At 49.5% G+C, this 25609-nt stretch carries 23 protein-coding genes; 3 read left to right on the top strand and 20 right to left on the bottom strand.

Annotation, left to right across the window (positions count from 1 at the left end):
- From EOJ37_RS02940 to EOJ37_RS02930, 3 genes are read right to left on the bottom strand one after another with little or no spacing between them, the layout of a single operon-like run.
- Positions 1 to 1407 (bottom strand): coiled-coil domain-containing protein, encoded by a 1407-nt coding sequence (locus EOJ37_RS02940; RefSeq protein ID WP_127957645.1) that lies wholly within the window; start codon positions 1405 to 1407, stop codon positions 1 to 3.
- A complete protein-coding gene (locus tag EOJ37_RS02935; protein ID WP_127957643.1) occupies positions 1407 to 2702 on the bottom strand; it encodes a restriction endonuclease subunit S in 1296 nt (431 codons plus the stop codon). The genes EOJ37_RS02940 and EOJ37_RS02935 overlap by 1 nt, the downstream gene beginning before the upstream one ends.
- Positions 2692 to 4398, bottom strand: coding sequence for a class I SAM-dependent DNA methyltransferase (locus EOJ37_RS02930; RefSeq protein WP_127957642.1), 1707 nt, complete (start codon positions 4396 to 4398; stop codon positions 2692 to 2694). The genes EOJ37_RS02935 and EOJ37_RS02930 overlap by 11 nt, the downstream gene beginning before the upstream one ends.
- A 743-nt stretch (positions 4399 to 5141) precedes the next feature.
- Between EOJ37_RS02930 and EOJ37_RS02925 the strand changes: the two genes are divergently transcribed.
- On the top strand, positions 5142 to 5450 hold the full coding sequence (locus tag EOJ37_RS02925) for a hypothetical protein (RefSeq protein WP_127957640.1): 309 nt from the start codon (positions 5142 to 5144) through the stop codon (positions 5448 to 5450).
- Between the two features lie 177 nt (positions 5451 to 5627).
- A complete protein-coding gene (locus tag EOJ37_RS02920) occupies positions 5628 to 6167 on the top strand; it encodes a DUF2058 domain-containing protein (protein ID WP_127957638.1) in 540 nt (179 codons plus the stop codon).
- A 99-nt stretch (positions 6168 to 6266) separates the two neighbouring features.
- Here EOJ37_RS02920 and EOJ37_RS02915 read toward each other — a convergent pair whose 3' ends face one another.
- The 16 genes from EOJ37_RS02915 to acpS form a co-directional block, all read right to left on the bottom strand.
- Entirely contained in the window at positions 6267 to 7301 is a 1035-nt protein-coding gene (locus tag EOJ37_RS02915) for a hypothetical protein (protein ID WP_127957636.1), read from the bottom strand.
- Entirely contained in the window at positions 7298 to 8293 is a 996-nt protein-coding gene (locus EOJ37_RS02910; RefSeq protein ID WP_127957634.1) for an ACP S-malonyltransferase, read from the bottom strand. Before EOJ37_RS02910 ends, EOJ37_RS02915 begins: the two co-directional genes overlap by 4 nt.
- Positions 8268 to 9665 (bottom strand): hypothetical protein, encoded by a 1398-nt coding sequence (locus tag EOJ37_RS02905; RefSeq protein ID WP_127957632.1) that lies wholly within the window; start codon positions 9663 to 9665, stop codon positions 8268 to 8270. The genes EOJ37_RS02910 and EOJ37_RS02905 overlap by 26 nt, the downstream gene beginning before the upstream one ends.
- Entirely contained in the window at positions 9662 to 10492 is an 831-nt protein-coding gene (locus tag EOJ37_RS02900) for an outer membrane lipoprotein-sorting protein (protein WP_127957630.1), read from the bottom strand. Before EOJ37_RS02900 ends, EOJ37_RS02905 begins: the two co-directional genes overlap by 4 nt.
- A gap of 24 nt (positions 10493 to 10516) precedes the next feature.
- A complete protein-coding gene (locus EOJ37_RS02895; RefSeq protein WP_127957628.1) occupies positions 10517 to 11269 on the bottom strand; it encodes an SDR family oxidoreductase in 753 nt (250 codons plus the stop codon).
- Between the two features lie 20 nt (positions 11270 to 11289).
- Complete coding sequence (locus EOJ37_RS02890) at positions 11290 to 12618, bottom strand: ABC transporter permease (protein WP_170174628.1); 1329 nt, start codon at positions 12616 to 12618, stop codon at positions 11290 to 11292.
- Complete coding sequence (locus tag EOJ37_RS02885) at positions 12615 to 13292, bottom strand: hypothetical protein (RefSeq protein WP_127957626.1); 678 nt, start codon at positions 13290 to 13292, stop codon at positions 12615 to 12617. The genes EOJ37_RS02890 and EOJ37_RS02885 overlap by 4 nt, the downstream gene beginning before the upstream one ends.
- Positions 13273 to 13986, bottom strand: a complete 714-nt coding sequence (locus EOJ37_RS02880) for an ABC transporter ATP-binding protein (RefSeq protein ID WP_127957624.1) — start codon at positions 13984 to 13986, stop codon at positions 13273 to 13275. Before EOJ37_RS02880 ends, EOJ37_RS02885 begins: the two co-directional genes overlap by 20 nt.
- A 64-nt stretch (positions 13987 to 14050) precedes the next feature.
- Positions 14051 to 15115, bottom strand: coding sequence for a hypothetical protein (locus EOJ37_RS02875; RefSeq protein ID WP_127957622.1), 1065 nt, complete (start codon positions 15113 to 15115; stop codon positions 14051 to 14053).
- Positions 15108 to 16337, bottom strand: a complete 1230-nt coding sequence (locus tag EOJ37_RS02870; protein ID WP_127957620.1) for a beta-ketoacyl synthase N-terminal-like domain-containing protein — start codon at positions 16335 to 16337, stop codon at positions 15108 to 15110. The genes EOJ37_RS02875 and EOJ37_RS02870 overlap by 8 nt, the downstream gene beginning before the upstream one ends.
- Positions 16334 to 18892 (bottom strand): beta-ketoacyl-[acyl-carrier-protein] synthase family protein, encoded by a 2559-nt coding sequence (locus tag EOJ37_RS02865; RefSeq protein ID WP_127957618.1) that lies wholly within the window; start codon positions 18890 to 18892, stop codon positions 16334 to 16336. Before EOJ37_RS02865 ends, EOJ37_RS02870 begins: the two co-directional genes overlap by 4 nt.
- Before the next feature lie 247 nt (positions 18893 to 19139).
- Positions 19140 to 20384 (bottom strand): aminomethyl transferase family protein, encoded by a 1245-nt coding sequence (locus tag EOJ37_RS02860; RefSeq protein ID WP_127957616.1) that lies wholly within the window; start codon positions 20382 to 20384, stop codon positions 19140 to 19142.
- Positions 20381 to 20707 carry an acyl carrier protein gene (locus EOJ37_RS02855; RefSeq protein WP_206194014.1) on the bottom strand — a complete coding sequence of 109 codons (327 nt, stop codon included), beginning with the start codon at positions 20705 to 20707 and terminating at the stop codon, positions 20381 to 20383. Before EOJ37_RS02855 ends, EOJ37_RS02860 begins: the two co-directional genes overlap by 4 nt.
- Positions 20704 to 21315, bottom strand: coding sequence for a 3-hydroxyacyl-ACP dehydratase FabZ family protein (locus EOJ37_RS02850; RefSeq protein WP_127957613.1), 612 nt, complete (start codon positions 21313 to 21315; stop codon positions 20704 to 20706). Before EOJ37_RS02850 ends, EOJ37_RS02855 begins: the two co-directional genes overlap by 4 nt.
- A 16-nt stretch (positions 21316 to 21331) precedes the next feature.
- Positions 21332 to 22087: an SDR family oxidoreductase gene (locus tag EOJ37_RS02845; protein WP_127957611.1), complete on the bottom strand. Its 756-nt coding sequence runs from the start codon at positions 22085 to 22087 to the stop codon at positions 21332 to 21334.
- Positions 22088 to 22109: 22 nt separating this feature from the next.
- On the bottom strand, positions 22110 to 22478 hold the full coding sequence (gene acpS, locus EOJ37_RS02840) for a holo-ACP synthase (RefSeq protein ID WP_127957609.1): 369 nt from the start codon (positions 22476 to 22478) through the stop codon (positions 22110 to 22112).
- Between the two features lie 1075 nt (positions 22479 to 23553).
- Here acpS and EOJ37_RS02835 point away from each other — a divergent pair.
- Positions 23554 to 24666: a patatin-like phospholipase family protein gene (locus EOJ37_RS02835; protein ID WP_206194013.1), complete on the top strand. Its 1113-nt coding sequence runs from the start codon at positions 23554 to 23556 to the stop codon at positions 24664 to 24666.
- Between the two features lie 91 nt (positions 24667 to 24757).
- Here EOJ37_RS02835 and EOJ37_RS02830 read toward each other — a convergent pair.
- On the bottom strand, positions 24758 to 25609 hold an 852-nt coding region (locus tag EOJ37_RS02830), incomplete at its 5' end, for an autotransporter outer membrane beta-barrel domain-containing protein (RefSeq protein ID WP_127957606.1).

Genomic DNA, 25609 nt, shown 5'->3' with positions numbered 1-25609 from the left:
TCATTGGCGTTTAGGACTAGTCAGTTTCTCATTCGTTTTATCAAGTAGCTTTTCGAGTAACTCAACAGAAGGATGTTGATCACCGTGCTTTCCGTCTAATGTCTTTGCTGCATTATAGGCAATTGAATCAATTGCTTTATTAATCAAGTCTTTTAACATTGCAGTATCACTGGAATCTAATTCTTCAAGCTGTTGCTTATATGAGTGGTAAGACTTGGCAAGTGCCTCTTTATGGGCATATTCTTGTTGAAGGCGTTGTGCTTCACTGCGCCTTCTTAAGGCGTAGAGTGCTAACCAAACTACCGCACCAAACAAAGGTAGCTTATAGATCATTCGTTTAAAAATTGCGCTCCAGTCCTCCAAGGCGACAAATTTAATCCATGATTCACCACCAATACTGTCAATTGATAAATAAACTGATCCAAGAATAAAAATAATAATTGAACAGTAAAAAAGCCAACTGGATTTTTTAATCGACTGATCAAATGAATGCTTCATTTCATGATAAGCCGAAGCTAAACCAGCTGCTGTGGCTCCGGGTAGTAGAGACTCTATTTGTTGATTAAGTGCAAGATAACGTTCTTTCTGTACCTCCTGAAATTTCTCTAGTTCTTTTTTTAAAGAATCCAGACTCTTCTCTAAACCATCTGAGCTATTATCACCACTTCCAAAAATTTTGACATGGAATTCCTTTATTTCATCTATCTTAGAGTTAATCTCGCGTAAATTAGAATTTATGTGATCTCGTCCTCTCAAGATACTTTCATGAGCTTCCGTAATAGAGTGTTTTATTCCCGGAGAATTCTCATCTCCCAAAAAAACATCATTGTAGCACGCAGTTATAGCTTGGTTATTTTTATTGCTAATAGAGTGAAACTGTTCAATTTCATTTTTGAAATTATTTGATTGCTGCTGATTTAAAATAATATCGGACAAGAGATCATCCATTCTTTTTTTATTATCAACAAGATCCTTTCTAATCTCATTAATCTCACCATTCATTTGCTCATAGCTTTGTTTTAACTGCCTAACTGCTGTTGTAGTGGATTTTCTTATATTACTTATAGACTTAGAATCGGTAAAGCTATATATTTGCATCTGAGATAATAGTTGTTCAACCAAATGGCCTGCTTGAAGTATTTCTCGAGAGGCCATATTATGTGAATAGCGATTGAATTGAATTTTTATCTGCTTGCATACGCCCTTCCATTCATCCCAGCAAGAAAATTTAACGAGCTCGGGATCAATAATTTTCAGCAACTCGTCGAGATAATTAATAATTCTTTTGATGCGTTCGAACTCTTCCGAAATATCAGGATTGCTTATTGAATCCAGGCTATTTAAATACTCAACAAGTTCATTCCATGAGATCATATAATCTTGATATTTATCATCCCACTTTGACATTAATTTCTCTCCAATTCATTTGATTGATTAACGAAAGATAACTCTCCCGAAAGCAGTTTGGGGAGTAGGGTGTCGCGGAGGTTAATTAAAGTTTTACTAGAATTTGAGTTAACACTTATAGCATTTCGTAATAGTAAAACTTCCACATCAAATTTTTCAAGAATGCATACACTTGGACAAGCTAATTCAAGTCGATAAACATTCTCACGATTAAGACCTGGAACAGCTGCATCAGTGTTCATATTCTCAAGCCTCAATGTTTGCATTGCGTAGTAGCAATATGTCAATGGGACAGTGAGTGGCCGCACGTAATAAGTTGTATCAATAGCAAAAAAAGGGTTGTCTTCCCAGTACAAACTACCCACCGTACCTTTGCGTCCAACTATAATCGAACCATGTGAAACAAGTGGTTCATTGTGAAAACCAATAATACCACCAGAACCATAAACCGGTATGGTTCCTTCTCTACGGTTTGTTGACTTCAAGGCCTTACCATAAACTAACTCAAGAAGATCTCCAATGCGTTGTATTTCCCACCCCACCGGAATCTCCCCCAACTCACTCTCCTGCATGGCTGCTGGGAATAACGCTGCGGTAGCTTTGAGTTCAGCGTATTTTTCCGGCTGTTCAACGGCAAACTCCGCCAACGCCGTGCTATCTTTGCCAGAAATGGCGGTCATGGCGGCGAGTAAAGCCTCTTCTTGCGAGCCGCCTGCTTGCAGAGCGGCGATTTTGGCTTTAACCGGTTCAAAATCAACAAACCAGCTTTTAAACAGCGCTTGTGCCATTTGTTCCAGGGTTTGGTTGATTTTGTGGTTGAGATAAGTTTTATCTTCAAACGCAACAATCAGTTTATTTATATAGCTAGCTACATCTTTATCAACAGTCATCACCTCAAAATTGCTGATAGCATCCCTACTTAAATTTGGGAATGTCGATCCTGTAGCAGACTTCAATAATAGTTCTAAATTTTCTTCTATCACAGCGCGTATATATGGCGTAGGAAATCCATTTTTCCCTCTTATTGCTCCAATACCTCTTCCTATAGCGTATTTTCTATCTGCATAGTTCATTCGTCCAGTTGTTGAGCCTCGAACGCAAAATAGAACATCTCCCCTTTCTGAAAATTTTTTACCGTTTTCAGTAAACTGTACTGGATTAGGATAACGCTCACTGAATTCCGTTGGTCCATTCAAAAGAGGGATGCCATCTCCTGAATTATTTACATCATCACTCTTAGGTGATTGCCCCATAATTATTTCTGCAATATCAGAAAGCAGAACTCTAAATCTCATACCCCAGCCCCCCCAAATTAGCCTTAATCTGCTTTTCCAGCTCGGCGCTTTCGGCCAATTGCACTTTTAGTTGTTCAGTGAGCCGTGCCATTTTCTCGGCGAAGGGTTCGCTATCTTGCTCCTGCTCGGCAGCGCCAACATAACGCCCCGGGGTGAGCACATAATCATGTTTCTTAATATCTGCCAGTGTGGCCGCAAAGCAGAAACCAGCTTGATCTTGATAACCTTGATCACGCTGCCAGGCATGGAAAGTATCCGCGATGGTGGCAATATCTTGCTGGGTAAAATCGCGCAGTACCCGGTCTTTCATATAGCCCATCTGACGCGCATCAATAAACAGCACCTCGCCTTTACGGTGTGCCTTGCCGTTGCTGCCAGATTTATCTTTAGTGAGAAACCAAATACAGGCCGGAATTTGGGTGTTGGTAAATAACTGCCCCGGCAGTGCCACCATGCACTCCACCAGATCGGCCTCAACAATCGCCCGGCGGATCTCCCCTTCGTTATTGGTGTTAGAACTCATCGAGCCGTTAGCCAGCAACAGTGCCATCGAGCCTTTCGGCGCCATATGGTGGATCATATGCTGCATCCAGGCAAAGTTGGCGTTGCCCTGCGGTGGGGTGCCATATTGCCAGCGCACATCGTTTTCCAACTTAGCGTTCCACCACTCCTTCATATTGAACGGTGGATTGGCCATCACAAAATCCGCACGCAGATCCGGGTGCTGATCATCCAGCAGCGTATCGGCGTTCTTTTTAGCAAAGTTAAAATCGATACCACGGATCGCCATATTCATGGCTGCCAGCCGCCACGTGGTCGGGTTAGATTCTTGGCCGTAAACTGAAATATTGCGTTTCTGTTCGGTGGCGTTGTAGCGCTGCGCGTCGGCGTGTTCCTCAATAAAACGATCGCTGGAAACAAAAAAGCCCCCCGAGCCCATCGCTGGATCGTATACCCGGCCTTGGTATGGTTCGAGCATTTCAACAATCAGGGTAACGATGCTTTTTGGGGTGTAGTATTGGCCGCCCTGTTTACCCTCAGCCAGCGCAAACTGCCCAAGAAAGTATTCGTAAATGTGCCCCAGCAGATCTTTGCTGTTGAGTTTCAGCTTCTCGCCGTGATATTCCGGGCTGTTGAAATTAGCATCGGAAAAAGTGTTGATCAGGCCAATCAGCACCTCATTGCCTAGCTGGTATTGGGCAATACGGTTAAGAATGTTTTTCAGCTTCGGGTTGCTTTTTTCGATCTCTTCCAGCGCATTGTCAACCAGCCAGGAGATCGAACGCAGCACCACCGGCTTACCGGCGGCATCTTGCCACAGCTCCGTGCCAATAGGCAGCGCCGCTTTGCTTTTTAAGGTATCCCAGCGCGATGCCTTCGGCACCCAAAACACATTCTTCTCGCGGTAATAGTCTTCTATTTCCAGCTCATCCAGCAGTGCCTGCTGATATTCTTTATCAGAGCCGTAATCCTCGCGCGGCAGTGCATAGATATTGTCCGGGTTGCCTTGTTCGCGAAACAGTTTGAGCAGCTCCTTTTGGCGTGCGTCAAACGCATCCGAAACATATTTAAGGAAAAGCAGCCCCAGTACCACATGTTTGTAGTTGGCGGCATCCATATTGGCGCGCAGTTTGTCTGCCGCCTTCCAGAGTTTTTTCTCCAACTCATTGAGGAAAAGTTGTTCACTGTTATTCATGAAAATCCTTAAAAAGCGGTATTGGTCCAAGCTACGTGAGTTGGAATGCATCTCGCAAAATGATACTCGTAACAAGCGTTATCGCCAACGAGAGATCACCGTAACCGTGAGCTAGCCATCACCCTCAACAGGAGAGCTACCTTATGGAGGAAAGCAGAGCTGTAGTAAATGCTTGAGAAAATACCCCAGCATAACTGGGGCGTGACACTCAATCAGCCATCACTTGTTTTGAGTAAAGAGCCAAACGTGCTGACCAATTCTGTAGATGATAGGCCGGTGTATGTAGTACACGGTTACACTGCATCGTCTGTGTATTGCCCGTGATCACTTCTGCCGGTATTGGCAACTGCACCGCAAAAAACACATACCACTGGCTAGCGGGTCAATATCCGTACAAGAGGCAAACAGATACAGATACCAACACCCTTTGCTACTCAAAGTCAGAAGAAATACACCATAAGATCACTGGCTGGTATCTGACAATCAACCATGACGACTAAATCTGCGTCACACCCACCAGAAACGCCATATCGATAACATTTATTTTTCAATGCACTACTACAGAAAATTATGCTATATCATTACTGGTTAGGAGCATTTCAAAATATTTAATGGGACAGCACCCATTTTTAGAGGATGTATCTTTTATGCCATCACTGGATGAATGTAAACAAGAAATCATTAATATGTAACATCAAACCCTCTAGAACAACGCGTTACCAATTAGTTAGGAAAGTTGCATCATGAAGATAAAACAGAATCTTTTATTTAGCCGTGCAGTCCGTATTTCACTGACGATTGCCACTCTTATATTATCGATAACCCTGGACATGGGGGTGATAGCCGTCATTTGTGGTCTGATCCTTTGCTTTATGCTGCTGCCTAGTTTGATAGATTTTGGCTTACACTTGTCCCATCCTGTTCAAGGTAACAACAGCCGTGTACAAAACAGCACTAACTCAGTGACAAGTTATCACTACCAAAGCGACAGCGACAGTAGCAGTGATTACAGTGGCGGTGACAGCGGCGGTGATGGTGGTAGTAGTGATTAAGCGTTAGATGAAACTACGGCATCCTTTATTTGGGGTTCGGAATAACCTGGTCGAAAAGGCAGGACGTTTTTCAGACGATGAAAATGACACAGGAAGCAACACGATACCTTTTGCCCTGAAAGCAAATTAAACTTGAATATCTAACCACAAAATTTTTCAGCGGATTTCAAAACCAAGATGACAAAACTCACCCTACAAGAGCAGTTGCTAAAAGCCGGTTTAGTCTCCAGCAAAAAAGTGGCCAAAGTGCAAAGAACGGCGAGAAAATCGCGGCTTCAGGCGCGTGAGGCAAGGGAGGCGGTAGAAGAAAACAAGAAGGCGCAACTGGAGCGTGATAAGCAGCTCAGCGAGCAGCAAAAACAGGCGGCTTTATCAAAAGAATACAAAGCACAGGTTAAACAACTGATTGAGATGAATAGGATCGTGATTGCCAATGGCGATATTGATTTCAACTTCACCGACAATAAGTTAATTAAAAAACTGGTGGTAGATAAACCAACACAGGCTCAGTTGATCAGTGGCCGCCTGGCGATTGCGCGTTTGGCGGTTGATCAGGCCGGTGGCAGTGAGTATGCCATTATCCCCGCTAGCGTGGCGGATAAAATTGCCCAACGTGATGCCAGCAGCATCGTATTAAACAGTGCGCTGAGTCAGGAAGAGCAAGATGCCGATGATCCGTATGCTGATTTTAAAGTGCCGGATGATTTGATGTGGTGATCCGGCTGTTCGAGCAAGCGTAGCGCACTTTCTGTGACAATACGCCAATTGCCAGAGCGCCAATTGCCAGAGAAAGTGCAGCAGCAGTAAATTAGCGCATCATCTTGTCTTAGTTGAGATATGCGCCTGATAACGTTTGCACATTTCCTGTGCTTGCTGGAAATTACTGTATAGCGTCTGATAGCGTTCGGCACAATACACCACCAGCAGTGGTAACAGCGCACAGAGATAGAGTGGCATAAATTGTGGGGTGATCGGCCAGGCAGCAAAGATAAGGCAAATCAAAATGCTCCATAGCAGAGTGGCCAATAACCAGATCACGCTGCGTTTAAAGCGCGTCAATTTGCCGGTGAATGACCATGCCGCAAAAGGGACCTTTTCACTATCTAACGTACCATTCAGCAACTCCCCTAACATCACATAACGCCTTTGCCGGCTGGCAAATACCAGCATCGACAGCATCACAATGCCCATCAGAATGATAAATGCGATGATAAACGCAGGCGCTGCATAGCCAGCCGCCAGGCTAAATGCCGGTTTACGCGCGATCGGCAATACCAAGGCGAAGTTTATCAGTAGGCTCAATAATAAATCTTCAGCCACATAGCCCGGCAGGCTACGCCGCCGAGGGCGATCCACGTTCAGATCACGGTGGGATTGCAACGCCCGTACAATATTGAACCGGATCGACCTGCTGAGTTGCAGCAGCATCAAGCCTGGCAACACAACGCCCCCCAGTAAGCCGATCAAAACATAGCGCCAGTTTGCTTCCACCAACCAAACCAGACTACTTAATGTCACCACCGAACATAGCGTGACCAGCGAAGCCCAAAAAGGCTGGTACAGCAATTTGTCTGTGGGCTTGGTTTCACGCTGGATATAGCTTTCCAGCACTTGCGGGCTTTCGAACACCCGCATAGTAAAAATGCTGTATACCCAATAGCCTCGACCATCGCGCATCATGCTCCAGACGATGGAGAGGCAAATCGCACCTAAGCCGGTGATCGTCTCCAGCAAGCTGATATCGATCACATTGCGGATCAGTGACCAACTCAACATGCTGGAGATGGTCACGATTGGGATTGCCGCTATCTTCAGGTATTTTTCACTGAAAGGAGCAAATCTAGGGATCATGCTGCCCTTCCCTCTGCGTGATCCAGTTGGCTGGCAATAAACGGGTAATAGTGCTGAATGTGATAATCCTCACGCGTGCCGTAATGCTCAGTCAGCAGATGGCTAAGGGTTTTCTTATTGCTGATCTCCAGGTAGCGGCAATGGCCGATTGCCGCCCACAGATCCATACTCTCACGCCAACGCACGGTATGCGTCAGATGCAGTGCCAGGTTTTCTTTGATCTTGGCCACATCATCTTCCGCTGTTGCACTACAGTTCATGACGACTGGGCAGGTTGGTGTAAAAAATGGCAGGCCCGCCAGTGCCTGGCGCATCTGACTGACCCCTTCGCGCATCAGTGGCGTATGCCAGGCTCCATTAACACCCAGTTTGATGGTCTCGACCCCGCTACGTGCAAGCTGATTAATCAGTGTCTTGATCGCCGCCAACTCACCGCCAACCACTTGCTGTTGCCGTCCATTGTCGCAGGAGACATTCAGCACATCGTTGAGTCCCAGATGATCAATCTGCTGACGGAGTGATTGATAACTGTAGGGTTTGAGTACATACATCGCGCCTTTGCACTGTTCAGCTAAGTTTTGCATGATGGTGGCGCGCAAGGTAATAGCGCGAAATAACGTCTCCAAATCCATCACGCCAGCGGCATAGAGTGCCGTGTATTCACCGGCGCTGTGCCCGGCGTAACCGGTTTCCAACACCGGCTGACGCTCACGTAACGCAGTCAACATCGCGGTGTTAACGGTGGTGACTGCCAGCTGTTGGTAGACTGTTTTCGTCAGGCGTGTCATCGGCCCTTTCTGGCACAGCTTGCGCACATCCAGCCCTGAAACATCGCTAGCACAATCCCATACCGCTTTGGTGCCGGGCGAGATATCACACACATCACTGCCCATGCCTACCGCTGGGGAACCCTGGCCAGAAAAGATCATCATCCAGCCTTGCGCTATCTCAGCGCCAGTGTGCGTGTTACCAATTGATTCGTATACCTGCATAGATATTTCCTTTTTCTCCGAAGGTGCCAAATTCACTCTCCTGACTGCCGAAACTGGCGGCAACACCGGTGTAAATTTCAGTGCTGTTTTTTAGCGGTATGCTGAGGTGCAAATTCAGCATATGGCTGCCATCCACCAGATGGGTCATGCCAGAGGCTGACCAGTCGACGCTGCCGACCTGTTGTTTGTTGGTACGGATATAAACCGTGAGATAGTGTTTGCCGAGCAGATGCCCAGCGCGGGAAACGTTGTCGATTTCTGCCGCCATCATGCGGGAGTAAAGTTGATAAAAAGCGCGATAAAGTGTGGCAATTTCTGGCGGTAACAGGTTGCGGTAACCGCCGTTAACGAAACGCAGTGTGGCGAATTTTTCTCGCCACTCACTGCGGCTATAGCCTTGGCTCTGGCCGTAATACTCTGCGCCGTATTCGGTTTGATCGTCGGTGGTGTAACGTAAACCGATGCCAATATCCGCAACCGCCCCCGAGCGCATCCGATAGGGCTGCTGCACGTAACGGTAGTCACGGATGGCGCGTGCGGCGGTGCTGTCCAGATGGCGCCAAGTTCCACGAGCAGATACCGATCCCTCAACGCTGAGGATCAGTTTGTCGGTCAGGTTACCGCTGGTGCCGAGTGCCAGCGTTTTCTGTTGGCCTGCCAGCAACGAAATGGTCGGGTTGAACGCCTTCAACCCGGTGGCGCTATAGCTGGCATAATACCTGTCACTGCTGTTGGTGCGCAGCAGTGCATCCCATTCAGAACCGGCCTGCTGGCGCTGATCATGGCGCTTCAAGCGCGGAAAGGCGGCAAAGGTGTAGCTGCCTTCATTGCGGTACCACGAGCTGCTGATACCGTAAGCGCCTTCATCATAAAAATTACGCCAACGATCTCCCAAGGCAAAGATGCGCACGTTACGTCGGTGACCAACGCTATTGCGCAGCACATCAAGTGGGGAAAACGAGAACAGGTAGCCGCTGGTATGGCGTATTTTGCCAATATCGACATACCAGTTGTCACTGCCCTGCCAACTGCCGACCAGCTCGTTGAGCACCATCCAGTGCTGGCGGCGTTGATCTTCCAACTCGCCCGGTGTGTGGGCATGAGCGATGTATTGCCCACTGATTTGCGCCTTGATAGTAAAGCGCTGGCTCAAGCTGCAACGCCCGACACTGGAAAGGTAGATGCTGGCGGCACGGTTGTTAACAAACGCGGGCGCGTCGAATTGCCATAACGATTGCGCGCTATGCGAAGAGAGTGCTTCAATACCGGCATACCCGCGCCGTAGCTGGCAATCCAGCGCCCAACTGGCATCGCTGTAAGTTGCTGCCAGCAATAGTATGCCGATCGCCGTAGGCCGATAAGTGCTGATCATCCATTGAGTCTCATCAGATACTCTTTCTGGAAGACACTTTCCGGCAGTGACTCGAAACGGACATCGCTATAGCGCATGGTGGTGTAGTTGCCCTTGTGCAGCGCATCCTCCACCACAATAGTGGTCGGCCGCATCTCGCCCAGTACCGGCTGAAAATCACGATAGTGCGAACGTTTGATCACAACGCCATCGGCAGAAAGAAAATCGGCGCGTTTAGGGTAGCCGCTCTGTTTTTCCACCCAGTAGTTGATCGCGGGATAGGTGACATGGGGCCAGCGGCGCTGCAAGGCCAGTCTGTAACAGAGGCTCTCGCCACAGGCTTCTTCACCCACCAGTTGTGAGATGTAGGAGTAGTCGAAATCGGCGGCGACCACATCACCGTTGGAGACCTGCCCTCTCAAGCGCTGTTGGCGTGAGATCGGGATCGGGCGGCGCAGATCAGGCGCGTAATACCACATTTTATCCAGATCAGAGAGCAGCGCTTTACCTTTATCGCGTGCCGGTGAGACAAAGCGCACCAGTGCGCGAGCATCGCCCTTTTCCACTTGTTCTGAAGGTTTGTAGAAACGCATTGAGATATCCAGCACCTGCTGATCCTCGCTAACGTCGCGCCCGCCTTTATGTTCCAACAGCGTCAGGGTATAGCGGAAAGGTTGGGCTGGGGCACGCACGCGATCGGCACGACGGATAATTTCGCGCGCACGCTGATCTTGCTGGGTTAGGTGATTCAATTGCTCACCTTCAAGCGAAAGCGGCGCGGGTTCTGCCGCCTGCCCTGAGCCTGATAGACTCAACAGCACGAGGCATCCAGCCAGTTGATGTTTCATCGGTATACTCCTTGTCGGCAATGCTTATGGTTCCAGTGTCATGCCAAGATCGGCAACCAGGGTGCTCCCCCGTATCGCACTTGACTGGTCAGAGAGCAGAAACGCCGCAATATTGGCCACTTCCTCCGCTTCCAACACCCAACGGCGCGGGCTATTTTCGTAGCGCTGGAACAGCTCTGGCCACTGATCTCGCAGGAACGGTGCCATATCGGTATTCACCACCCCGGCGCAGATTGCATTGACGCGAATATTGCGCTGATACAGTTCTACCTCTAGATAACGCACCAGGTTTTCCAGCGCTGACTTAGCAATACCGAGCGGGTATTTTGGTAATACCCGCTGGCTGCCAAGGCTGGAGATGACACAAATCGTGCCGCCATTGGTCATCAGCGGCACGATTTCCTGTACACAGGTGGTGTTACCAATCAAGTTAGTATTCAGCAACAGTTTCCAGTCATTGCGTGTCATCTCAATAAACGGCTTGAACGGCGCAGCGGCGGCATTCAGCACCAAGTGATCGATACGCTCGATGCCCTGTTGACGCAGTTTTTTCACCATTTCACTGATATCACGTGGTTCGGCGATATCTGCTTTGGCCAATGTCACTTTGACTCGGGTTTCTGCGCTCACAAAGCGTTGCAGGTTGGCGGCACTTTTTCCCTGATCTTTACGGTAGTTGAGGATCAGGTGGTAGCCTTGTTCGGCCAGCTTTTCAGCGATCGCCATTCCAATGCCCCGGCCTGCGCCAGTGATAAGTACAGTTTGTCCGTTTGACATCTCGTTTCTCCCTCAAGCTATTAAACAAAGCGGAAGGCTTGCGCAATCACCAGTTTCGAGGCGCGGCGAGCCGGGATAATCGATGCGAGCAACGCGGTGACCAGCGGTAACGCGCAGGAGAACCAGAATAGATTGAGATCCTGATCCCATCTCACGAAGGCCAGATAACCTTGGGTGTAGCCCGGTGAGGGCGGCATCGGTATGCCATTGATATTGATAATTGAAGCAATCAGAATACCGAAGCTGACGCTGAGCAGCGCACCGATGATGCCGATGATGATCCCTTCCAGCACAAACAGGCGGCCAATATAAGACTGGTTCAGCCCTAATGCGCGTAAGGTGGCAATTTCGCGTGTGCGTTCAATCACATTCATCATCAGCGTATTGCCGATCATAAACACCACAATCAGGCTGACAATCGATTTGATAAACAGAAAAATCCCTTCAAACAGGTTGACGACTTGATGGTAGAACACGGCCAGCTCATTCCAGGAGCGCGTTTCCAGATTGAGCTTTTTATCGTTGATCAACTGATTGATGCGCGCCAATACCGCTTCTGTTTGCTCAGTCTGCTGTAGCATGATGATGATTTTACTCACCCCGTCAGTCTGTAACAGGCGCTGAGCGGTGTGCAGCGGCATTTTGATTGCCGTGTCGTCGTACTCTTTGATGCCGGACTGGAACACGCCACGCACCTGCGCAGACAGGGCATTCTGTCCACCTTGCGGGTTGACCACCAGCATATCGACCCAATCGCCATAACCGGCAGAGAGCGAGTGGGCAATGCCAGAACCGAGGGTGATCTGTTGTGGTTTCACGCGCGACAGATCGCTACCTGAAATGATCCGATCGAGTGAACCCAACACTAACGAGGTTTGCGGTTCAATGCCGACAGCGCTGAAGAAGGTGGATGTCTCTTGCTCGTATTGCGAAATAATGCCACTGAAAGCCAGTTGCCCGGTGATGGTGGCGATGTTGGCGGCAATCACCGGATCGGCCAGCAGAATATTTTTCAGCTGGTCGTAATTATTGATGGTGTATTGCAACGAGTTATTGGCGCCACTGTTGAGATAACCCCGCTCATATAACTGAATATGTCCGAGGTTGGTGCGAATAGTTTGCTCGCGCAATGCCCAGAACGAATAATCGACAAAACCACCAAAGATAAATACCGCCACGCCCCCCAAGGTGATCGCCAACAATGTGACGCCAGAACGGCGGCGTTGGCGGAACAGATTAAGAAAGGTATAACGAATATCGGTCGGTTTACGGATCGCCGTGATCAGCACCACCAGCAGTGCGTAAACAATGATGATATTGGCGAGCCAGAATAAGATATTCATCATCATGGTTTCTCCGCCAGTGGTTGGATAATGTGCCGCAGTTCCGCAGGTGTCCATGCGGGTGCCACACCGCTGTTGAGCTGAGATAGCCGTTTGCCCTCCGCGCCCAGTTGCACCAGCGTGGCCAGCGCAATCTTGGCATCGGTTGCGCGTTGGCAAGCGGTGAGCGCATTGGCCGACATCAGCGCCATCATCGGTTTCAGGTCTGTCGGTACAGTTGGCTGCTGTTGCAAAAAATGCAGGTCTTGCAATGCGATAACGCAGCGGCCATGAGATGGCGGTACAAAGGCATCCATCCTGGCGCGTAGAAAGCGCATCTGCCAATCATGTTCATCCGTTTCTGCAGCTTCATCGATGTAGAAAAACCCCAGTTTGGCGCTTTCTGCTGCACGCATATAATTCTTTTTATTCAGGAAGTCGTTAGCGATAAACAGTTGAGCGTAGCCATAGAACATTTTGCCAATGCGATAATCGGCATTTTGTTGATACTTTTGTTGTAACTGACTGGCCGCCTCGGTTAATGCACTCACTGAAGCTTGGGCATTAATCCCCTGCAACAGTGACAAACCTGTGCTGCCCTGGGTTTCAACTGCTGTTGCCAGCACGTTGTTAGTCAGTGATAACACGCTGACCAATAAATACAAAACCACAGCGTAACGTTTAAACGCTAACAGAATCATATTCCAGTTTCCCATCCCTGATTTCCAACACCCGTTTCGCCTGATCACGCAATGCTAATGAGTGAGTGGAAATAACAAATGTCGTTTTCAACTGCTGATTCATCGTCAGCAGCAGATCGATAATCTCCTGTCCAGTGCGGCTATCCAGATTACCGGTAGGTTCGTCGGCAACTACCAGGCGCGGACGCTTTACCAACGCACGCGCAATCGCCACGCGCTGTTGTTGTCCGCCGGAGAGTTCGCTGGGTATTCGCTGGTAATGTGCCGCCAACCCCACTCTCTCCAGCATCTCCATCACCCGTTGCTGTGCTACCCGGCGGCTAAACCCGTTGAGCATCAGCGGATAATAGACGTTGTCAAACACACTCAACACCGGCAACAGGTTAAAGAACTGAAACACAAAACCGATGGCATCAGCGCGCAAGCGGGCGGTTTGCTGATCATTCAGCAGCGAGAGATCATTCCCCAGTAGATAAACCTGGCCGCTGGTCGGGTAATCGATCCCGGCCATCAGATTCAGCAGGGTGCTTTTACCACTGCCGGAGGGGCCGCACAGCGCGATAAATTCACCGTCATGAATTTCGGTGGTGATATTTGCCAGCGCAACAATAGCACCGGGGCCATTACCAAATTGTTTGCCGGCCTGCTGCATTGAGACAATCGGCAGCGGTTGTGCGGTCTGTAGCGTGGTCATGATGCTCCCCAATAACATGACGGCAACGGAACCGCCTGTGCCCACAGTAATCCGTCATCGTGCATCATTGCTGCGCTCCCCAGTTTTCCAGTAACCAGGCGCTACCGTCACCGTCCAGCACGCTGAGCAAACTGTGACCACTGATACCGTTTTGCTGTAGATATTGCCAGGCCAGTGCCGGGTTCATGCAGCCGCTATCACCATACCGATCACTGAGTGAAACACCGAGTTGGCGGTTGGGTACGCGCGGGTGGTTGGCTAATTGCTGGAAAGCCTGGCGTTGCATAGCGCGCAGTGACGGCGCGGGTGGTGTGACGCCTAACACGGCGTGGGTATCTGCGCGAAGATAAGCGTTACATTGATCTGCCAACTGGGTGGCGCGCTGCTGCGCTGAGCCTTGTAGGCTCTGATAGTCACTGAGATGCAATGTCACCCCCTGTCCGGCGGCCTTTTTCAGGATCAGGCAGCCGACACGTTCAATACTGAATTGGCAGTTAGCCGACACCGGCGCGCGCTTGCTGGCGGGCGGGAAGCGCTGGGTTTCGGAAAAAACCAGCACCGGGAAGCTGCGGAATTGGCCGCAAATGATCACGTTATCCGCCATATTGCTGTTCAGGCTGTCTTGTGCCAGCAGCAGCGCATTCATCAAACCATTGCGCTCACCGCGCAATTTGCAGGTGAAATCTTTAATGCCGTAGTCACGTACAATGCTTTTCGGCAGAATGTCGACGCTTAATGAATCACGCCAACTGTTGATCCCTTCAATGGTGGCAGTCTCTCCCCAGGAGTCGACATAAAACAGCGCATTGCGCTCATGGCGCAGGTGGAATTCACCTTTGCTACCGAGTTGCGCCATCGCCTGACTACAAGCGCTGTTCATGCTGTTCAACCAGTCGCGATAATTGGCTTTGCGCAGTGCCTCTTCCGCTAGCATCTCGCTGTCAATCCCGAAGCGCCGGAACAACCACTGGCTGCTGCCCAGTTTGGCATTGGCTTTTTTATACAGCCACGCTTCCCAAACGTTGTACCAGCTCGGTGAAAATCGGCGCATCGGCAGGCGCGGTTCCAGCAGCGAAAAGCCGACCAAATTAATCGCTGCTGCCGGTATCGTTCGTTTCTCTTCACGCATTGGCACCTTCCCAGTTAGCAGAAATCACCATCGCGATCGCTGAGCCGTCCAGCCCGATGCCGGATTTGAGGATGTGACTTTTTTCCAATGCTAAGGGTGGGCTATCAGCATGAACCTGAATTTGCAGGCTTTCATCGATAGGGTAGCGGCTGGTGGATGCCAGCAGGCGGCGCTGCTGTAACGCCTCACCAATCAGCATCAGATCAAGGATGCCACAACAGGTGACCATATAACCGATCTGACCTTTGTAGCTCACCACCGGAATGCCAGTCTTTCCCCAGAGTTTTTGCAGTGCCATGGCCTCGGCTTTGTCACTGGCGATCACCCCATTGGCATGAGGAAAAACACAGGCAATATCCTGGGGCGATAACTTAGCCTGTTTCAGTACGCGTTCCAGTGTCTGTGCGATGGTGCGAAAATCGGCAGTGAACGAGCTGCTACCGCGCCCGCCGCTGCTTTGGCAAAACATCGAGCTACGTAAGCAAGCACTCGGTTTAAACCCTCGCCGCTGAGCGTGTTGTCCACTTTCTAGGATGAGTGCCACGACGCCGTTAGTCGGTAAGATGCTGCTGTTGTGATTGCTGAACGGCTGTGAACCCCCTTCGCCCAGCATGTCTTGTCCACCCAGGAACACGATGTCCTGCGTCTGTGTTTCCAACCAGCCAATAATCAGTACCAGATCCAGTTCTCCGGCGGCAATCGCTGCCTGTGCCAGATGAACCGCCGCCAATGAGGAGTTGCTGGCACAATAGAGTGAAATCACCGGCCAACTGAGCTGATAGGCTTGCGTTAACTGTTGTACCAATCGATCCTGATCAAAGTTGTCGGCATGTAGCCGTTTGATGCTGGGAAACAGCAGCAGTTCTTCTTGATCGTTGCGATCCTGATAGCCTAGGTAGTCGGCGATGTCAGCGCGCTGGCCATGACCGACCAGATAAACCCGTACCCGTTTTCCTTGCAGTTGTTGCTGATTTAAACCCGCCGTGGTGAGCGCTTGCGCAATCACCGGTTGCAGGCGAGAAAAAGCAGCGCCGAAGGGCTTCGCTTCAGGGGCATAGTGCGGGTTACAGCTTAAGCGCAAATCTTGCCATTCATGGGCACTATCGAACCACGGTTGCGAGCCGATCACTCTGCCGGCGATCAAACCGTCGATCAGCGCCGGAAAGTCCGGCGCATAGGCACTGGTTACACTCCAACCACTGAGAGCGACGTTATCTATCACGCCATACTCCTCAACAGCACGGCATAATGGTTGCCCCCTTCGGTGGCACCGAGCACCAGCGCGATGCGGACAGTTTTGTTTAATGGCTGAGTGACAAAGGCGATATCATCAGCACAGAATTGCTCGGTATAGGGGATAGGTAATATTTCACCACGTTTCATGATCTCGGTGACGACCGCGATGTTGAGAATACCGATGCAGGATTCCACCAAGCCAAACCAGGCGTTGTAGTTAACAAACGGCAGATGGTAACGCGACTCCGCAAACACTTCGCGCACCGCCCCGATCTCAGCCGCGTCGCGGATCGGGGTGCCGTCGCTGGTGCCACAAATCAGATCGACCTGCTGCGGTTTGATGTCCGCTTCCTGTAATGCCTGGCGGATCGCGCTGGCCATCGAGGCCACTTTGGCGGTGATATTGTCTTGTTCAAAGAAGCTACCGTCGCTCGATTTGCCGTAGCCGATGATCTCAGCATGAATATGTGCTCCGCGATCTTGAGCATGTTGCAGATCTTCAATCAGCAGCATACCCGCCCCTTCACCAGGAACGTAGCCTTTGGCATGCTGGCTGTAAACTTTGAAGTCAGCCGGATCAAGGGTCAACTGTAGATCACTGTTCAACGCCAGCAGGTAGATGACGAAAGTGCTCATGTTTTCATCCGCACCACCGACAATCACTTGCGGCTGTAACGACTGGCGGATCAATTCATAACCGTAGGTCAACGCCCCCAAGCCGGCGTTGATACCGGTTGCCAGTGAGGTGTTGTAGCCTTTGATCCCTTCAGAAATCGAACAGAAGGTGGAGATGGCGTTCATCAGTGAGCCGGGGAACTCAGAGGTGCGTACTTTGGTTGGATCAGGAAAGAGGCTTTCCAGATAGCGAACGACGGTGCTTTGCGGGCCTTTTGACATCCCCAGGATCATGCCGAGCGTCTGGCCGTCGCGCTTCACTTTACGCCCGGCATCGGCCATTGCCTGAGTAATTGCCAGTAAGGCAAAGGTACTGATGGTATTGGCTTTACGCGGGTCAAAACGGCGCAGGGTTTTACGTGCATCGAGATCGAGAACCTGATGCACCCCTGAAGGTTGATCCAGTTTGCTCGCCATATCGCTTGCGCTGAAATGGTGCTGCATGTAGTCAACCACTTCATGATTGCTCTTCATGCTATTGAGGATTTCGCCAAAATCCTGACTGGTTGAGGCGTCAAGCAATAGCGGATGAAGTTGCGATAGTGGCTGCTGCGCCCACATTTTTTCCAGGATGTTGTGCAGCGTGTGGCCAACAGAACTGACCGCGCCCATGCCGGTGATCGCTACCCGTTTAGCTTGGTATTGGCTGGCTGGGCTCTGTTCCGGCTTCACGCTGGCGATCACGCAGCAGTTGTTACCACCAAAGGCGTAGTTGTTCTTCATGAACATTTTAACTTCAGCGTGTTGGAACTCATTCGGCACGTAGTTGAGATCACAGTTCGGGCGTGGGGTAGTAAAGTTAAGTGTCGGCAGGATTTTGTTCTCAGGTAACGTCAGAAAACAGGCCAGCAGTTCAATAATCCCAGCGGAACCGATATTGTGGCCGACGTAAGCTTTAGTCGAACTCACTGGAATATCGATGATATTGGGGAAAACCTTTTTCATGGCTAAGGTTTCACAGCGGTCGTTAGCCTCGGTGCCGGTGCCATGCGCATTGATATAATCAATGTCTGTCGGCCCGATTTCCGCATTCTGCATCGCGTGGCGCATCACTTGTACCGCGCCATCACCGCGTGGATCAGGTGCGGTTTCGTGATAAGCATCGCAAGAGGTGGCATAAGAGACCATCTCGCCGTAAATGGTGGCACCTCGCGCGAGAGCGTGTTCGTACTCTTCCAGCAGTAATGCTCCCGCCCCTTCACCAATTGACATTCCCGGTGTGCCAGAGAACGGGCTGGATGGGGTGCGCTTCATCGCGTGCAGTGCATAGAAACCGGCAAAGGTCGGTAGGTAGATAGGTTCGGTGCCTACCACCAATACGGTAGGGTTTTTGCCATTCTGGATCAGATCATAACCGATCCCCATCGCGTTAGTGCTGGCAGTGCAGGCGGTAGCGACCAGTTCAAAACCGCCCTTTAGCCCAAGCAGTGACGAAACGATGGCACAACAGGAAGAGAAACTGCCGGAAACCATCACTTTTTTCAGCGAGAAACGCTCCATTTGATGTTCAATCAATGGCATAAAAGCTTCAGTGCCGGCAGAGGAAACCCCAATAATCAACCCGGTTTTATCACGCAGTTCACCACGGGGTAATTGCCCTTGGCTTAGCGCTTCGTAGCCAACTTTGTAGGCCCATAGCGCCGCATTGTCCAACGCAGCAACCGTTTCCGCCGAGAGTTCGGGCCAACTCAGTGGTTGTAACACTTCGGAGGCATTCGCATCCTCAAACCATTCCAGATACTTTTTGCTGGGTTTTATGCCACAGGTTTTATCCAGCAGCGCTTGTTTAAAATCGGCAACGTTATTAGCAATCGAAGAGAGGTGTCCCATGCCGGTTATCACCACTCTTTTGCGAGTGACTGTCATAGTGTATTCCGTGTCAACAAACCAGAAATCAAATGTGGATATGCCATAACCTATAACAACTACTTGTGATTAGAATGATTTTTGGAAAAAGCCCTATCGAAAACCACGTTGATGGCAAACAGATATCCGTGATACTGCACCTTGTCTGGCTAATTGTGCTGGTCCCAGTCAGATGCTGGAGTTATCAGACTGGGAGTTCACATTTTCCCAGCAACGAATAAGCTAATTAAGCTATTTTATCAATGCGTTATACTGTTGATTCGCTTTCTGCTGTAGCCCGGGCTGCTTTTTCTGCACGCATGTTCTCCTCTTTCAATCGATTCCATTCCGCTTGTTGCAGCAGGTCACGCGGGCGTGTGCTGTCGACACAGCTGTGTTCAGAAGGATTAACCAAGAAGCTGTAGTTGCGCGCGAAAGGCACCGGCGAGGTGTTGACTGTGACCGATGTGCCCGCTGTCATAACTTGGTAAGCATCAATGTCGGCCCAGGCCATCGCATCGTTGAGCAACAGCCGTCCCAGACAGGCATCCAGATCTGGCGAATAACCACAGGTGATCACTTCACCAATGCAGTTGCCATCACAGATGACTTTGTCACCACGCTGTGGGATCGCTTCAGGTTTACCGGCAATCTTCATCCCTACCACTCGGTGAGTGACTCCCTGCGCCAAGCGCTGGTTCAGACTTTCCTGACCGGTGAAGCTCTCTTTGTCGTAACGCACGGCCCATTGCATCTGTAATGCGATTGGGCAACGGCTATAACTGTTCAGGGTGTCTGGCTCCCAGCAGGGGTTTTCCAGACGTACCAAACGCTGATAGTCCAATCCGCCGGTGCGCATGTCGTACTGCTCACCCGCTGCTAGCATTTGTAACCAGACCTCAGCTAACAGATCTTGCGGCCCGATAAGTTTGTAGGAATATTCGCCGTGTTTGCCGCTACGCAGCAGGATCAAATCATCGTCTACATGCATGTGCTCCTGGAACGGCAGACCTATCACGTCCATGCCGTACACTTCAGCCAACAACTCCCAGGCATATGGCCCTTCGAAATGCAGTACACCCCACTCTGGCGTCAGTGATTCGATCGCGTCGATCTCGGTAAACTCTTGCTCATTTTCTGCCAGTTTGGCACGCAGCAATTCACACAGTCGCTCACCACTCACCCACTCCGATAGCAGCAGAAAACGCTCGTCATCACAGGCGATATACAGATCGGTGATGATGTTGCCACTGTCGTCAAGGATCAGGCTGTACATTGCCTGTTCATCGCGGATCGATGAAACATCGCCGGAAACCAGTTGGTTTAGCAGTGACCATGCATCATCACCACTGATGGCAGCTATGCCAAAGTGGGAGTAGTCAGACAGCAAAATGTTTTTACGTACTGCTCTGTATTCCTGATCCGCCGCACCATAGCTGAGCGGGATAGTGACGCCGTTGCGCTCGCCCAAGATCGCACCGTGCTGTTGATGAATTTCAGTGAGTCTGCTCATTCCTTGTTCGCTCCTGCTGTGGCTGCCCCATAGGTGAGTTCTCGCTGTTTGGCGATAACAAACGAAGCTAAGGTATTGACGCTGCGCATGTAGGAAGGATCATCCCCCTCTTTGATACGAATGCCGAAGGTTTCGTCAAGCAGTACGATAACTTCGGTCGCATCGACGGAGTCCAGCTTCAATCCGCTGCCAAACAACGGCGTGTCGTCGTCAATCTGCTTGGCATTTTGATAGAGATTCAGACGCTCTATCAGACCTGTTTTGATCTTCTCCAGCACCCGCTTGCGCTGTTCGATCGCCTCAATCAGCGTGATGTTATTCATAATTCTGTTTCTCCTTGATATTTCACCTGTATGCCCTTGCTTGCAGCTTTGCTGACATCCGTCCGAAAATTGACAATACGTCCCGCACTCACGATATTACGACCAACTCGCGCTTCCACTTCGTAGTGGTAGAATCCATTGATATCGGCATAGGCCAGCCGACTGGTTACTTCAATCGTGTCACCCGGTAACACCAAGTTCTTATATTTAACGTCCTGTGACGCCAGGACACCGATGATGCGCGCGCGTTCTGCCACTATGCGTCTTGCCCCCTCTTGGGTGCTCAATTCACGTGAAACGTCATCGAATTTCTTCAATGACTGCTGCGTTTCGCGTTCATGCAGTAAGCAAAAATCGTTCAGTAAGCTCAAATATTCACTGGACTGACCAAAAATCTCGGCGATCATTACCCCCGGCATCACGGGGTTATCAGGAAAATGTCCGGGAATATAGGACTCGTTAAAGGTGACGTGTTTAATCACGGTGATCGAACCCTTTTCGCCAGGCGAAAAGTCAATAATACGATCAACCATAAAGATAGGTGCACGCCACGCCCCCATCTTAAGCAGTAATGGGGGGGGAACTAAACTCCTGTTATAATTAGCCATTCAACATTCCTGTAGGTTAACGCATCACTAGACCGCCATCAGCCACTAGCGTCTGCCCCACGATATAGCTTGATGCGTCTGAACTTAAAAAAGCCACCACATTGGCAATCTCATCAACACGGCCAAGACGTTTCAACGGGATGGCTGACATTACGGTACGTACAATTTGGCGTGGTACTTTTTTCACCATTCTGGATTCGATCATGCCAGGCGCCACGGCATTGACTCGAATGCCCTTTGCCGCCATTTCACTTGCCAATGTACGGGTGAAGCCGATAATCCCCGCCTTGGCAGCACTGTAATTGCTTTGGCCAAAACTGGAGGTAATACCAGATACCGAGGAGATATTCACCACCGTCGCATTACGCGCATGGCGTAATAACGGCAGCAATTTTTTGGTCATGCCGAATGTTCCGTATAGATTGACCTTAATGACCTGATCAAACTCTTCATAGGTCAATGCGGAAAATATATTGTCTTTGTAGATCCCAGCATTATTAATAAGCACATGAACTGCATCAATCTGTTTTTCAAGTTCATCCGCCAGACGAGACAGTTCGGCGATATTAGCAATGTCGCATTGCCTGATATGCAGATGTTCACCCTGTGGGTGGGTGGTTTTTAATTTTTCTAACCCGCTACTGTCATAATGGTAAATAGCGAAAACGTTAGTGCTTTGCTCGAGGTATTTTTCACAAATCGCCAAGCCAATATCACCACTGGCACCTGTGACGACTACGTTTTTACCCGCAAGATCGGGATAGTTAGACATAAATATTCCTTTATTTTAATCATTAACTCAACGCCGCAGCAGCAATGGCGTGCGACTGACAATGAGAAATACTTAATGTGGAACTGGTGAGATTCTTTTGCTGCATTATTCGCGCAAACTCACCACTGAAGAGATAATAGGGGCAACCGAGATCATCATGCATAATTTGAATATCATGAAATAAGATCCCCAAGCGAAAGCCAGTGCCCAGTGCTTTTACCGCCGCTTCTTTGGCTGCCCAGTAACCCGCTACCCGCTCAATGTTTTCGGTCAGATCGCCCAGTGCCTGTTGCTCGGCTGGGGTTAATAAGAGTTGCATCAGCTTGTCACCGCTGCGCGTCAGTGCCGTATTTACCCGCGAAATTTCGATAATATCTACACCAAGATTCATTCGTCCTAACCTCTCTCTTAATCCATTAAAACCTCTAAATGCATCAAGGTGGTTTAATCAAAATCACTTATCCCCGGGTTGCTTCAGATCGCTTTCGGGGCTGGTCATGCGCTGTCAATCCAGCTATTTCAGTCACTCTGGTGAGTGCCATCGTGACCTTGGCGGTAAACAACGCTAGCATAATACATAAAAAATACTTGGATTCAACTCATAATCACTGAGCCATTCAGGCAGACTCACCACGCTGGCTCAACTGAACTGTTCAGCCAGCGCCAGTGCAATAAATATTAATTTAAACATGTGGATAAATCATGCCAAGCAGATTTTCAACACCCAAACCCTACCAACGGCAGCTCTGATCATAATGATTTTAATTCATTTAAAATCATTATGATAAGTGAATAATTTGGCGTATCAAAGGTGAACCTATTGCTCAGTATCACACTCAGGCCAAGCAGGACAGCGGCAGGTTGTAACGCGAACAGCAGTGTGTGAGTCAAACCGCTCTGTCGCACAGTCATACCAGCAAAATATAACCTGCTGCTTGTTAATGTCTTACGTTAATTAACTGTGATTGACTACGGATGATAATGGAAAACACGTTGTTTAATATCAATAAAATAACCAACATATTGGAAAGCAGATTTTATTTTGCTGCTCGACCACACATTCAACACCGGGAAGCCGGTAAAATGGCAGGGCAAACGCATGAACATTTTTACCCGATTATTGACTAAAAATAGTCACCTTATTGAGTGAATAACGTGTAAAAATGCACAAACCTGTGTTTGTCTTGTGTCACAAGGAAAGGCGCTAGACAGTTCCCTGCGGTTGATAATGAGAAGGTTAGAGTGGGTTTTAATGCATGGGATGATTTTAAAATAACCCCCTCCCAACCTCCCCCTTCACAGGGGGAGGGGCTAAAAAGTTCTTTTGCTTTGATAAGGGAAAGAACATAAATAGGCGATCAGGTCAAATACTGTTTTTGGTGAGAAAACGTGGGTGATTTTGCCTTAGATAAAATGGTGCGCATTGGCAACCAAGATAATATTCATATTTATGTAGAGGCTAGATTGTGATTAGCAACAGTAATCAACTTATTGCGTTGGCGCTTTCCGGTGGTGGCATCAGAGCGATGGTTTTTCATCTGGGAGTGCTGCGTTTCTTAGCTGAACATGATGCGTTAGAGCGGGTGAGCCATATTTCCAGCGTATCTGGAGGCAGTCTGGTGTTAGGCTTATTGTTACAAAACAACAAAATGCAATGGCCAACCTCTGCTCAGTATCTTACTCACTCACTGCCCGTGATGCGCAAAAAGTTGTGTACGCAAAGTTTGATCAGCGGAATGGTTAGCCAACTGAAATCGCTGAAAATAACAGACTGGGGCTGTTGGTTTTCACGCGCTAACTTGTTGGCGTATGCGTTACGTGATAAATGGGGAGTGACGGCGACGCTCTCTCAGTTGCCAGACAATCCAGAATGGTCAATCAATGCAACAACCGCCGAGACAGGGAAACGTTTTCGTTTCAAGCAGAAAGATTTTGGCGATTATGTATTAGGTTATGCTCGTTCGGATGACTTTCCTTTGGCTAATGCGTTGGCTGTGTCCGCAGCATTTCCGGGCGCAATCGGCCCATTGACGATATCAGCCGAACAATATCAGTGGAAAAAATGGCAGTGGAATGAATCGGTTGAAAATGCCAAATGCATCCTACCAGCCTATGCCAATCTTCACTTATATGATGGCGGTATCTACGATAATCTTGGTCTCGAACCATTTTTTGATGCCGGTAGAGGTGTGATCAAAACCGTGTTACCTCAGGGAACGGCAATTATCGTATCTGATGCAGGTGCGCCGTTGATGCAAGGGTTTTCCTTTTCTCGACTGAATCCATGGCGGATGAAACGTGTCGCCGATATTATGTCCGGGCAGTCACGCTCTTTACGCATTCGAACATTTATCAATTATTTAAAAAAAGAGAAAGGGAGAGGTGCTTATTTCTATATAGGTAAATCAATCAGCAGTGGCTCCCCTTGCGCTTCAGCAGCATTCGCTGCCAATTTTCCAACCACGCTGAGAAAATTAACTGAATTAGAGTTCGACACAATTCTCAACCACGGTTATCTGGTTGCCAACAAGTTCTATCGCCAGTTTGATCACAGTGAGTCGCGCGCTGACAGCATTTAACATCAGCTAGCTCGTTTGGTTCTCACCTATCTGTCTAGCGATTGCGTATCCTGGCACCCAATATCACCGGTGCCAGAAGTGGTCAGAACAATTAGAACTGATAACGCACACCCAGTGTGGCGGCGCTGTCGCTGTAACCGTGGTTGCCGATCTGCTGTGCCACGTTGCCCCAGAGGCTCAGTTGGTTGGTTAACCTGCTGGTCATGCCCAGTTTGACTTCACCCATATTGGCCGCGCCACGTTGGCTAACCACCACCCCATCCAGGCTGCTGGCGAAATCTTTGCTGTTGTGTACCCAGTTGGCTTCAATAAACGGTTGAAATGCCATCGCCTGTTCGTGGGCATGGCTGCGCTGTGCAAACAGTTTTAAGCCAACACGCGTTTGCAGATTTCCTTCCCCTTCACCACGCACCCAGGTGCCATTGGCTTCGCGGTGATCATCCGCCTCGACATTCATCCAGACCACTTGCGCCTGTGGCTGCAAGTACCAGCTCACCGTCTGGGCCGGGTTGTCACGCAGTTTGAAGCGGTAGCCGCTCTCCAGTGCGGCGCTGATGCCATCGGCGTCATACTGCTCCGATTGTAGACCCTGCCCAGATACCGTGTTATCAAACCAGCTATACTGCACCCAACCGTCCAGATAGCCACCGCTATTATCTATCGCATTGGCATACCAGGTGGCATACAGCCCCAGGTTGTAGCCGTCGACTTTGCCTTTGCTGTTGTAACCAGAAACCTGAGCAACGGTGCTGCTGCGGCTGTTGCCATAACCGGCCATGACCCCCATACGCAGGCGCTGCTGATCAAACTGCCAGCGGGCAACATCACCACCAAGCTGGATCACATAGCGGTTAGCCTGCGTTTTTAACTGCTGGCTGCTGTCGCGTGAGCGGTTGTGTGCGCCTTCGCTGCGTAACCACATGCTGGTGCTGCGCGCTTCGCC

This window comes from Serratia microhaemolytica (assembly GCF_004011885.1).
In the GTDB taxonomy this organism is placed as follows: Bacteria; Pseudomonadota; Gammaproteobacteria; order Enterobacterales; family Enterobacteriaceae; genus Serratia_G; species Serratia_G microhaemolytica.
Note: the sequence above shows the minus strand (reverse complement) of the source record. Positions and strands in the feature narration are given on the sequence as shown.